Genomic DNA, 11,394 nt, shown 5'->3' on the forward strand with positions numbered 1-11,394 from the left:
GCTGAACCTGCAGATCCGCGAGCAGGCCGACTCCGGCCGTCCGACCGTGGTGGCCGAGCCCGACAGCCCGGTGGCCGGGATGTACCGCGCCATGGCGCGCAAGGTGGCGATCAAGATCGCCGACAAGGCGCGCGACATGACCAGCAAGTTCCCGAGCATCGTCGTGCAGAACACCTGACCGGGGGTGAACGATTTACGCGCGGCTCCTGTCGCGCGCTGACATGGAGCAATGGCATGAGACGCCTTCGCAACGCCAAGATCGTGGCCACGCTCGGCCCCGCGAGTAGCACCCTGGAGCTCATCGACGCGCTGTTCGAGGCCGGCGCCGATGTCTTCCGGCTCAACTTCAGCCACGGCACCCACGACGACCACCGGCAACGGTTCGAGGCGATCCGCGCCGTGGAGCGCGAACGGGGCCGTCCCATCGGTGTGTTGCTCGACCTGCAGGGTCCGAAGCTGCGCATCGGCACCTTCGCCGGCGGGCCGGTGCAACTGGCCGCGGGAGCCGGCTTCCGGCTGGACCTGGACAGCGCGGCGCCTGGCTCGGCCAGCCGGGTCTGCCTGCCGCACCCGGAGATCTTCGCCGCGCTGAGCGAAGGCGTGGAGCTGCTGCTGGACGACGGCAAGATCCGGCTGCGCGTCGAGCAGTGCGGCGCCGGCTTCGCCGAGACCACGGTCGTCAACGGCGGCACGCTTTCGGACCGGAAAGGGGTGAACGTGCCGGATGCGGTGCTGCCGCTGTCTGCCATGACCGAAAAGGACCGGCGCGACCTCGACTTCGGTCTGGCCCTGGGTGCGGACTGGATCGCGCTGTCCTTCGTGCAGCGGCCTGAGGACATCCGGGAGATCAAGGCAATCGTCAACGGCCGCGCCGGTATCGTGGCCAAGCTGGAGAAGCCCGCCGCCATCCAGAGCCTGGACCTGATCGTCGCCGAGGCCGATGCCATCATGGTGGCGCGCGGCGACCTGGGCGTGGAGATGCCGGCCGAGCAGGTGCCGTCGCTGCAGAAGCAGATCGTCCGCGCGTGCCGCAAGGCCGGCAAGCCGGTCATCGTTGCCACGCAAATGCTCGAATCGATGATTGCCGCCCCCGTGCCCACCCGCGCGGAAGCGTCAGACGTGGCGACGGCGATCTACGACGGTGCCGACGCGGTCATGCTGTCGGCCGAGTCGGCATCCGGCCGGTATCCGGTGGAGGCGGTGCGAATGATGAACAGCATCATCTCCCGCACGGAATCCGACCCGCTGTACCGCGACGCCATCGAGGCATCCCACACCCCGCCGCGCGCGGAAGCGGCCGATGCCATCGGCTACGCGGTGCGCCACATCGCGCGCTTGCTCAAGGTGCCGGCGACGGTGGCCTATACCAGCTCGGGCTACTCGGCGCTGCGCATGGCGCGCGAGCGGCCGCAGGTGCCCATTCTCGGCATGACACCCCGCATGGCAACGGCCAGGCGGCTGACGCTCACCTGGGGTGTGCACGCCGTGCTCTGCCGCGAGGTGGTGGACGTGCTGGAAATGACCGATCTGGCCAGCAGCACCGTGCTGGCCGAGGGGTTCGGCGAATCCGGACAGTCCATCGTCATCTCCGCCGGGCTGCCGTTCCTGGTGGCGGGAACCACCAACCTGCTGCGCATCGCGCAGATTCAATGAGGCGATGGCCACCACGTATTGCGGCGGCGTTGCACGGTCCCCGCTGACAGAGGCCACTGCCACCTCTGTCAGCGGGCCGGGCCGCTCCCCTCCTGACCTCCATCCCCCCTCGAAAGAGGCAGGCAATGCCGAGGCCTGGCTCATTTGCCCCGACTCTCGTTGACTACGGCTTTGGCGGCGCCCCGGCGGGGCCATTGTTATCTGGCCGAAGACCAGGGCAAATGATGGCCATGATGGTATCGAAACGGTGCAAAAGTCATACCCTGCTAATCAGCAGGGTGCCTTTGACGGCGCGCAGGCATCAGTGGCGCCGTTAAAGGCCTTCCGGCTGGCGATCCTTGCACGGTTTTTATCGATGCCAACACTGTACATGCGCTGGCGCGTGGTCTAGTCTTCACGTTGACTCGCGTTCGGGTGAAATCCGGGCGAAGGGGCCAATCAAGGCGCCAGTAAAAGCGCCAGTATCGGGGGTCTGGACTGCCATGAGTATCGAGATCGGAAAAGACATCACTGCGTTTGCCGACCAATTGCTGGACGCCGTATTCCTGGTCGACACAGGCGGCCGCATCCAGTATGTCAGCGCAGCGTGCGAGGGCATTTTTGGCTATACGCCGAAGGATATGGCGGGTGAGTTCATCATCGATCTGGTCATGCCTGGCGACCGGGACCGGACCATTGTCGAGGCCAAGCAGGTGATGTCGGGAAAGAAGCGGATCGGTTTTGAAAACCGCTATCGCCACAAGGACGGCAGCGCCGTCCATATCATGTGGTCCGCCGGATGGCTCCAGTCGGAACGGTTGCGCGTCGGGGTTGCCCGCGATGTCACTGCGCTGAAGAAGGAGAGCATTCTTGACCTTGGGCTGGCGCTTTCCTCCGTTCCGTTGGCGCCCCACGAGCAGAAGGTCTTGCGGCTGCTGTTGACCGACGCATCGGAAAAGCAGATTGCCCAGCGCCTCGGCCTGGCCGTTTCAACGACCCATTCCTATGTGACCGGCATTTTCCGGAAATTCGGCGTCAGGGGCCGGGCGGGGTTGATGAGCCTGTGGCTGGAAAACCTGACCAGGGACTAAAATGCGCAATATGGATTGTATTTCTCGAATACAAACCATGATCTGTATTGGTCAGAAACCTCGGCCCCGCGCCTCTACGCCGCTTATCTCTACCGGCGCCGCCATCAGCGCCTGACCAGCGAGCACTGCGATTTCGACACCGGCATGAACGCCTGCTCGCCCGGCACCGTGGCCAGCACCTTGTAGTAGTCCCATGGGTACTTGGACTCGGCCGGCGTCTTGACCTCGAACAGATACATGTCGTGGACCATGCGTCCGTCTTCGCGGATGCGGCCGTTCTTGGCGAAGAAGTCGTTGATCGGCATCGACTTCATCTTCTTCATCACCGCCGCGGTCTCGTCTGTGCCGGCTGCCTGCACGGCCTTCAGGTAGTGCGTCACCGATGAATACGCACCCGCCTGGCTCATGTTGGGCATTTTCCTGAGCTTGTCGAAATAGCGGCGCGACCAGGCTCGCGTGGCATCGTTCATATCCCAGTAGAATGCTTCGGTCAGCACCAGCCCGGAGGCGGTCTTCAGGCCGATGGCGTGGATGTCGTTGATATAGAGCAGCAGGCCCGCCATGCGCTGCGTGTTGTTGCGGGTCAGGCCGAATTCAGAGGCGGCCTTGATCGCGTTGACGGTATCGCCGCCGGCATTGGCCAGGCCCACCACCTGTGCCTTGCTGGCCTGCGCCTGCAGCAGGTAAGAGGCAAAGTCGCTGGTGGCCAGCGGGTGGCGCGCGGCGCCCAGCACCTTGCCGCCGGTCTCGTTGACGACCGCGGTGGCCGAGTCCTGCAGCGTGTGGCCGAAGGCGTAGTCCGCCGTCAGGAAGAACCAGGACTTGCCGCCGCGCTGCACCATCGCGCGCGCGGTGGTGTTGGCCAGCGCGTAGGTGTCGTAGGCGTAGTGCACTGACACCGGCGTGCACAGGTCGTTGGTGATGCGCTCGGTGCCCGGGCCGGAGAACACCACGATGCGGTTCTTCTGTCTTGCAACCTCAAGCACCGCCAGCGCCGGCGCAGACGCGGCCACGTCGAGGATGGCGTCGACATTGGCAGTGTCGAACCATTCGCGCGCCTTGTTGGCGGCGATGTCGGCCTTGTTCTGGTGATCGACCACCACCAGCTCGATCTTCTTGCCCAGCACCTTGCCGCCGAAATCGTCGATGGCCATCTGCGCGGCGGTGGCGCTGCCGCGGCCGGTGACGTCGGCATACAGGCCGCTCATGTCGAGCAGCATGCCGAGCTTGACGACATCGTCAGAGACGGCGGCCCTGGGCTGGGCCTGGGCGGTGCCGCAGGCAAGCGCCGCGGCGAAGGCGAGGGCGCTGGCGGCAATGCGGCGGAGCGCGTGGCGATGGTTCATGGTGTCTCCCTGGTTTATTGTTGTTGGCTTATACCGTGGCGATCGGCGTCACCGGCGACCCCACCGCGCCGGGCAGGCGCAACGGCGGGGCGGTGAGCTGGAAGCGGGTGCGGCCGCTGGCGCGCAACCAGTCCGCCAGTTCGCGCAGGTACCACAGCTCGCCCAGCGGCAGGCCCAGCTTGAACAGGCAATGGTGGTGCAGCGGCAGCAGCGGGTGGCTCTTGTCGCCGTCGGGCGCGGGGCGGGCGGGGTAGCGTTCCACCGCGTAGTTGTCGGCGATCAGCGCGGCGATGCCGGCATCGGTGATCCAGTTCAGCAGGCGCTCGTCGCGGCCGTCCAGCGCGCAGCAGCTGTGGTGCAGCACGGCTTCATCGGGGTTGCGCTGCATCGACAGCACCACCTCGGCAAAGCCGGTGCGCAGCAGCAGCATGTCGCCGCGTTCGACCTCCACTTTGCCGGCGTCCAGCGCGTGCATCAGGTCGTCGTAGCCGACATTGCGGAAGTCCATGCCGAAGGCATGCGCCAGGTCCACCAGCACGCCGCGGCCCTGCATGCCCTTGACCGCGAAGTTCTCGATGCCCAGCGCCTGCGCGGCACTGTGGTCGTGGCCGCAAGGGTGCGCGGCGAAGTTGTCGTCCTCGGCATAGTCGACCGGGCCGACGATATGCTCGTTGGCGCGGTAGCCGTTGTAATACACGCGCTCCGGGCGGCCGTCGCCGTCGGCATCGAACAGCGCCCCCACGTGCGCCAGCGCATCCCATTGCGTGCTGTATTGCAGGCACAGCAGCACCTGGTCGTCGCTGATGACGTCGGTGGCGGTGGGATCGACCTTGGCCAGCGGGAAGTTCAAATAGGGGATGTCGTCGCGCAGGGTAGGCCGCAGCACCGGCGGATGCCGGCGCGGGTTGAGCTTGTTGCCGCCGGGGTAGTCCAGCGGCAGCGACAGGCAGAAGCTGATGCCGGCCTGCACCTCGCGCGCGCCTTTGACGACTTGTTCCGGGCCGATCAGGTTGACGCGGCCAAGCTGGTCGTCGGGGCCGAAATCACCCCAGTTGGAACCTTGCGGACGTTGCTTCCAGCGCATGAGTCATGCCTCCTGTCGTGGGCGTGGCCGAGGGAGCAGCCGGTGTATGGGGTATCAGTGCGGCGTGGCTGCGCGATGTGCGTCGCCGCGCGGAAGGTCTCCTGTCCGGTTCTCGTGGCATGAAACCGGTTGCATCCTTATAGGCCATATTGCGGGGAATGGTCATTTTGCGGTGCAACAGGATTTCGGCGGGTTGGCCTCGTTCCTGGGGCGGACAATCCTGGTTCATGATGTGTTGTCGTACAACAAACCTAGGAAAGTGGCTTATGTTTGCCCTGAGATGGCAAGAGATAGGGAATTCCCGAGGCCATAGACAAGCATAAGCAGATAGAATGTTGTCAGACAACGTAACACTAAAGGTGCGCGACAGCGCCAGGCTGGAGATGACATGGCAGTGACCCCGACGGCAGGTGGGAAGGCGGCCCGCCCCCTGTACATCACGATGCACGCGAACGACAACGTCGCGATCGTGGCCAACGACGGCGGCCTGCCGGCGGGAACGGAATTCCCCTGCGGCCTGGTGCTGGCAGAGGGCGTGCCGCAGGGCCACAAGGTGGCGCTGACTGAGCTGCGCGAGGGCGACGCGGTGATCCGCTACAACGTGGTGATCGGCTACGCGCTGAAAGGCCTGCCGCGCGGCAGCTGGGTCAATGAGCGGGTGACCCGCATGCCGGCCGCGCCTGAACTGCACGACCTGCCGGTCGGCACGCGCGTGGCGCCGCTGCCGCCGCTGGATGGCTATACCTTCGAGGGCTACCGCAATGCGGACGGCTCGGTCGGCACGCGCAATATCCTGGGCATTACCACCACGGTGCAGTGCGTGGAGGGCGTGGTGGAGTTTGCCGTGCGGCGCATCAAGGAAGAACTACTGCCCAAGTATCCCCATGTCGACGACGTAGTGGGCCTTGAGCACACCTACGGCTGCGGCGTGGCGATCGACGCGCCCGACGCCGGCATCCCGATCCGCACCATCCGCAATATCGCGCTGAACCCCAATTTCGGCGGCGAGGTGATGATCGTCAGCCTGGGTTGCGAGAAGCTGCAGCCGGCGCGCCTGATCGGCGCCGGCACCATCCCGATCCAGAAGGAGGGCGAGCCCGATGTGGTCTGCCTGCAGGACGAGCAGCATGTGGGCTTTGCCTCGATGATCGATTCGATCATGGCCACGGCGGAGAAGCACCTGGCGCGCCTGGACGCACGCCGGCGCGAGACCTGTCCGGCGTCGGACCTGGTGGTCGGCGTGCAGTGCGGCGGCAGCGATGCCTTCTCCGGCGTCACCGCCAACCCCGCGGTGGGCTTTGCCACCGACCTGCTGGTGCGCGCCGGGGCCACGGTGATGTTCTCCGAAGTGACCGAGGTGCGCGACGGCATCGACCAACTGACCGCGCGCGCGGCCACCCCCGAGGTGGCCGAGGCGCTGGTGCGGCAGATGGCCTGGTACGACCGCTATCTGGAGCAGGGCAAGGTCGACCGCAGCGCCAACACCACGCCGGGCAACAAGAAGGGCGGCCTGTCGAATATCGTGGAAAAGGCGATGGGCTCGATCGTCAAGTCCGGCACCGGCCCGATCCACGGCGTCACTGGCCCCGGCGAGAAGGTCACGCAGAAGGGGCTGATCTACGCCGCCACGCCCGCGGGCGATTTTGTCTGCGGCACGCTGCAGCTGGCTGCCGGCATGAACCTGCACGTATTCACCACCGGGCGCGGCACGCCGTACGGGCTGGCCGAGGTGCCGGTGATCAAGGTGTCCACCCGCAACGACCTGGCACGGCGCTGGCACGACCTGATGGATGTCAACGCCGGCCGCATCGCGACCGGCGAGGCCACCATCGAGCAAGTGGGCTGGGAGCTGTTCCACACGCTCCTGGCCGTGGCCAGTGGCAAGAAGTCATGGGCCGAGCACTGGAAGATCCGCAATGCGCTGGTGCTGTTCAATCCGGCACCGGTGACCTGAGCCTCAGGCCCGAGGGCGCTACGTGCGCCCGCGCAACGGCTTGAGCAGATGCGACAGGCCGTTGTGGTCCAGCTCATGCATCAGCGCCAGCAGCGCGCCGATCTGCCCCGGCGGGAAGCCCTCGCGCGCGAACCAGTTCAGGTAGTTGCCTGGCAGGTCGGCGATCACCGTGCCTTTGTGCTTGCCAAAGGGCATGGTGACTGTGACCAGCCGCTTGAGGGCGTCGGCGTCGAAATCGGTCATGGGTGGGCGGAAAGTCGGAAGGCTCCACGCTATCACAGTCAGAATGCGCTCGTGATGCCCGGGCCTGCTGGCCGAAGGCGCCGGTGTTCGACGGCTCGTGGACACCGCCTGCGGTCAGGCGCGTTTGATCATCGCTTCCTGCACGGCCGCGCGCACGCATTCAGCCAGCAACTCTGACGCCCGCGTGCGCGTCGCGCGGGCCGTGCGCGCGATCACCAGCGGCTGGCGCACGGTATCTTCCCGTATCGGCTTTTCCACGACGGCGGTAATCTGGGACGACGCCGGCGCCTGCGTGATCAGCAGCGCCGCGCCCAGTCCGTTCGCCACCATGCCGCGCGCCAGTTCCAGCGAAGTCGCGCGGTAGCGCACCTCGGGCTGCAGCCCGAATTGCCAGAACGGCGCCATCAGGAATTCACGGCTGTGCGGCAGGTCGATCAGGATCAGCGGTTCCTGCGCCAATTCGTGCAGCGACAGGCTGCCTTTGCGCCTGGCCAGCCGCGAGCCCGCAGGCAGCAGGCCGTAGGGCCGCAGCTCTGCCAGCAGTTCGCGCTCGATGTCATTGGGCATGCCGACGTCGTAGGTCAGCGCCAGCTCGATCTGCCCACCGTGCAGCCAGTCTTCCAGCTGGGCGAGATCTCCTTCGACAAAGCGGACCGACAGTTTGGGATAGCGCTCGCGTGCCAGGCGCAGCACCACCGGCAGGTAGACCGGCGCCAGCGTGCGGAACACGCCGATCTGCACCTCGCCCGCGGCGGCATCGCCGCTCTTGTCCACTTCAAATGCCGTTGCTGCCCCAAGGATGTGGCGCGCTTCCGCCAGCTTGCGCACGCCGAAGCGGGTCAGGGTCATCCTTGCGCCGACATCGCGGGCGAACAGGGCTTCCTCGAACAGCGTCTCCAGTTCGCGGATGGCAACGGAGATCGAGGGCTGCGAGACGTTCAGCAGCCGCGCCGCCGCCGTGGTGCTGCCGGTTTCCGCCGCCGCGGCGAAGTAGCGCAACAGCCGCAAGGAGACGCGCATCAGGAAATCCTATAGGTGCTAGTCGAATTCAATATTTTACTTGATAGCCTGCGCTGCGCAGAATCGGTGTCACTGAAACGCAAGCCCGCGGGTTTGCAAGCCTGGAGGCCAAGACGTGACCCATTCCGACCTGCCGCTTGCCGGCATCCGCGTGATCGATTTCTCGCGCGTGCTGGCGGGCCCTTACTGCACGGCGCTGCTCGGCGACCTTGGCGCAGAGGTGATCAAGATCGAACCGCCTGGCGGCGACGACTACCGCGCGGTCGGTCCCTTTGTCGATGGCAAGAGCGGCCTGTTCTCTGCCATGAACCGCAACAAGCAGAGCATCGTGATCGACCTGAAGACGGCAGCGGGCCTGGAGCTGGCGCGCTCGCTCTGCGTCCGGGCCGACGTGGTGGTCGAGAACTTCCGCCCGGGTGTCGCGGACAAGCTGGGCATCGGCTATGAGGCGCTGCGTGCGCTGAATCCGCCGGTGGTCTACGCCAGCGTGTCGGGCTTCGGCCAGACCGGGCCGGAATCGCACCGCCCGGCCTACGACATCATCCTGCAGGCAATGTGCGGGCTGATGGATGCCACCGGCGCCCCGGACGGCACCCCGACCATGCTGGGCGAGGCCATCTCCGATGCGGTCAGCGGCCTGTTCGCCTCATGGGGCGTGCTGGCCGCGCTGCTGGCGCGCGAGAAGACCGGGCGGGGCACGCATGTCGATGTCTCGATGTTCGACGCCACCCTGAGCCTGAGCGCCACCCTGGTCGCGCGCTATGCCGCGACCGGCCTGGCGCCGCGGCGCGTCGGCAACCGCCATCCCTCGTCCGCGCCGTTCGGCGTGTACCGCGCCGCAGACGGCTTCTATGTGGTGGCGGTGCTGAACAACAAGCTGTTCCAGGCGCTGGCCAATGCCATCGGCCGGCCGGAGATGGCGCAGGACCCGCGCTTTGCCGACGACGAGACGCGCTGCCGCTTCGAGGGCGATCTGCGCGCCGGTCTCGAAGCCTGGTCGGCCGGCCTTTCCGTGGCCGAGGTGAACCGCCTGCTGAGCGAGGCGGGCATTCCCGTCGCGCCCATCCGCAACGTCAAGGACGCCCTGGAGAGCGACCATGCCGCCCACCGCGGCCTGCTTGCCGAAGTGCCCGGGCCGGAGGGCGGCACCGTGCGGCTGCCCTCGCAGCCGGTGAAGTTTTCCGGTTACGGCGCCAATCGCGTGACGCCCGCGCCTGCGCTGGGGCAGCATACCGAAGCCATTCTGGCCGAGCTGGCCAACGCTGCCACGGCGCATCCGCAAGTGTTCAGCAAGGAGAAACAACATGCATAAACGACTGGGCGTCGAGCCGGGCGATCTCGAGATTGCCGACGCCATCGGCCGCTTCGCGCAAAGCGAACTGGCCCCGAAGGCGGCCGAGGTGGACCGGGCCGAAGCCTCCACCACGTGTTATGTGCCGCAACTTGCCGAGCTCGGCCTGATGGGGATGAACCTGCCGGAGCGCTGGGGCGGGACCGAGACCTCGCCGGTGGCACTGATCCTGTCGTTGGCGGAGGTTGCCAAGGCCTGCGCCTCGACCTCGTCGATGATCGGCGCGCACTACCTGGCGACCGATTCCATCCTGATCGGCGGCGACGACAGCCTGCGCGAGCGCTACCTGCCGGATGCGGCCGCCGGCGGCAAGCTGGGCGCCTTTGCGCTGACCGAGCCGCGCGCCGGCTCCAACCCGGCCGACATGGCCACGCGCGCCACCCCGGAGGGCGACGGCTACCGCCTGCGCGGGGTCAAGCACTTCATCTCCAATGCGGACGCTGCGGACTTTATCGTCGTCTACGCCAAGACCGATCCGGCCGCCGGCACGCGCGGCATCAGCGCCTTCGTGGTGGACCGGCACAGCGAGGGCGTGCAGATCGCACCCGCCGAGAAACTGATGGGGATTCGCGGGGCGCCGGCCCATGAGGTGGCGCTGGACTGCTTCGTCCCCGCCGCCAACCGGCTGGGGCCGGAAGGCACGGGCTTCCGTACCGCGATGAAGGTGCTGGACAACAGCCGCCTGGACGTGGCCGCCACCAGCCTGGGCATTGCCGAGGCAGCGCTGGCCTGCGCGGCGGACTGGGCCAGGCAGCGCCAGGTCGGCGGCGAGCCGCTGGCGCGCAAGCAAGGCCTGCAATGGATGTTCGCCGACATGCGCACGCGGCTGGAGGCGGCCTGGCTGCTGACCCTGCAGGCAGCGGTGCGGCGCCGGGACGGCGAGCCCTTCACCGAGCAGGCATCGATGGCCAAGCTCTATGCCTCGGAGATGGTCGGTTTTGTCACCGACGCCGCGCTGCAGATCCACGGCGGCTACGGCTTCACGCGCGAAATGCCGCTGGAGCGGCTGGTGCGCGATGCGCGGATCCTGCGCATCTATGAAGGCTCGTCGGAAATCCAGCGGACGGTGATCGCGCGCGCGGTGCTGGCGTAAGCGCCGCTGCAGATCCGACGGTGGGGATCAGGGCGCGGCAGGCGTGTCGGGGCTGTCAGGCGTGGCGGCGGGCGCGGCAGGGGTGTCAGGCGTGGCAGCGGGCGTGGCGGGCTTGGCTTTCCGCGGCCGGGTGCCCGCACCGCGGCGGGCCTTCAGCTGCTGGGCCCGCTTGGCATCCGCCACGCTGACGACGCCGGCCTCATTGCCTTCCAGGTCCAGCCGCTTGGCGCCTTCCACCATGCACGACCAATAGCGTGCGCCGCTGCACCAGGTGCGGATCGCTTCACGCAGCTCCGCCTCGGTCAGGGCTAGCTTGCCCGCATGCTGGGCCAGATCCTCGAACGTGCCGACCTTCAGCGGCACCTTGGGCGCCGGATTCTTCGGAAACGCCTTGGGGAAGTGCTTCTGCAGCCGGGCAATGGAATGCACCACCGGATCGACGGGCGGCTTCGCGGGCGCCGCAGCCTGCGCGGCAGCCGGCGCAGGGCGCCGGCGCTTGCCTTCCGTACGAGATTCGGCCTTCGCCTTGCTTGCCAGTTGATCCCTTAGTGCTGCGAGTTGTTCAAAGCCCATGATATTT

General features: G+C 66.9%; 10 protein-coding genes and 1 pseudogene. 6 read left to right on the forward strand and 5 right to left on the reverse strand.

The window, feature by feature from the left end; translation table 11 throughout:
• From AC3WON_RS09625 to AC3WON_RS09635, 3 genes and pseudogenes are all read left to right on the forward strand, one after another.
• Positions 1-178 (forward strand): annotated as a pseudogene (locus tag AC3WON_RS09625) (iron-sulfur cluster carrier protein ApbC); the annotation flags it as partial.
• A gap of 56 nt (positions 179-234) precedes the next feature.
• Positions 235-1,653: a pyruvate kinase gene (gene pyk, locus AC3WON_RS09630; protein WP_492318685.1), complete on the forward strand. Its 1,419-nt coding sequence runs from the start codon at positions 235-237 to the stop codon at positions 1,651-1,653.
• A gap of 482 nt (positions 1,654-2,135) precedes the next feature.
• Positions 2,136-2,723: a helix-turn-helix transcriptional regulator gene (locus tag AC3WON_RS09635; protein WP_492318684.1), complete on the forward strand. Its 588-nt coding sequence runs from the start codon at positions 2,136-2,138 to the stop codon at positions 2,721-2,723.
• Between the two features lie 104 nt (positions 2,724-2,827).
• On the opposite strand, the gene AC3WON_RS09640 is transcribed toward AC3WON_RS09635, so the two are convergent.
• The gene (locus AC3WON_RS09640; protein WP_492318683.1) at positions 2,828-4,069 is read right to left on the reverse strand and encodes an ABC transporter substrate-binding protein; all 1,242 of its coding nucleotides are present in this window, start codon (positions 4,067-4,069) and stop codon (positions 2,828-2,830) included.
• Between the two features lie 28 nt (positions 4,070-4,097).
• The gene (locus tag AC3WON_RS09645; protein ID WP_492318682.1) at positions 4,098-5,153 is read right to left on the reverse strand and encodes a cyclase family protein; all 1,056 of its coding nucleotides are present in this window, start codon (positions 5,151-5,153) and stop codon (positions 4,098-4,100) included.
• Between the two features lie 388 nt (positions 5,154-5,541).
• On the opposite strand from AC3WON_RS09645, the gene garD reads away from it, so the two are divergent.
• Positions 5,542-7,107: a galactarate dehydratase gene (gene garD / locus AC3WON_RS09650; RefSeq protein WP_492318681.1), complete on the forward strand. Its 1,566-nt coding sequence runs from the start codon at positions 5,542-5,544 to the stop codon at positions 7,105-7,107.
• Between the two features lie 18 nt (positions 7,108-7,125).
• Here the strand turns inward: garD and AC3WON_RS09655 are convergent, their stop codons facing one another.
• Positions 7,126-7,350 (reverse strand): DUF3820 family protein, encoded by a 225-nt coding sequence (locus tag AC3WON_RS09655; RefSeq protein ID WP_013952607.1) that lies wholly within the window; start codon positions 7,348-7,350, stop codon positions 7,126-7,128.
• A gap of 114 nt (positions 7,351-7,464) precedes the next feature.
• A complete protein-coding gene (locus AC3WON_RS09660) occupies positions 7,465-8,370 on the reverse strand; it encodes a LysR family transcriptional regulator (RefSeq protein WP_492351697.1) in 906 nt (301 codons plus the stop codon).
• Between the two features lie 115 nt (positions 8,371-8,485).
• Between AC3WON_RS09660 and AC3WON_RS09665 the strand changes: the two genes are divergently transcribed.
• The gene (locus AC3WON_RS09665; protein ID WP_492351698.1) at positions 8,486-9,682 is read left to right on the forward strand and encodes a CaiB/BaiF CoA transferase family protein; all 1,197 of its coding nucleotides are present in this window, start codon (positions 8,486-8,488) and stop codon (positions 9,680-9,682) included.
• Positions 9,675-10,814 (forward strand): acyl-CoA dehydrogenase family protein, encoded by a 1,140-nt coding sequence (locus AC3WON_RS09670; protein ID WP_439672601.1) that lies wholly within the window; start codon positions 9,675-9,677, stop codon positions 10,812-10,814. Before AC3WON_RS09665 ends, AC3WON_RS09670 begins: the two co-directional genes overlap by 8 nt.
• Positions 10,815-10,841: 27 nt before the next feature.
• On the opposite strand, the gene AC3WON_RS09675 is transcribed toward AC3WON_RS09670, so the two are convergent.
• The gene (locus AC3WON_RS09675) at positions 10,842-11,387 is read right to left on the reverse strand and encodes a ProQ/FinO family protein (protein ID WP_492351699.1); all 546 of its coding nucleotides are present in this window, start codon (positions 11,385-11,387) and stop codon (positions 10,842-10,844) included.
• Between the last annotated feature and the right edge of the window lie 7 nt (positions 11,388-11,394).

This window comes from Cupriavidus sp. FW305-46, assembly GCF_058787075.1.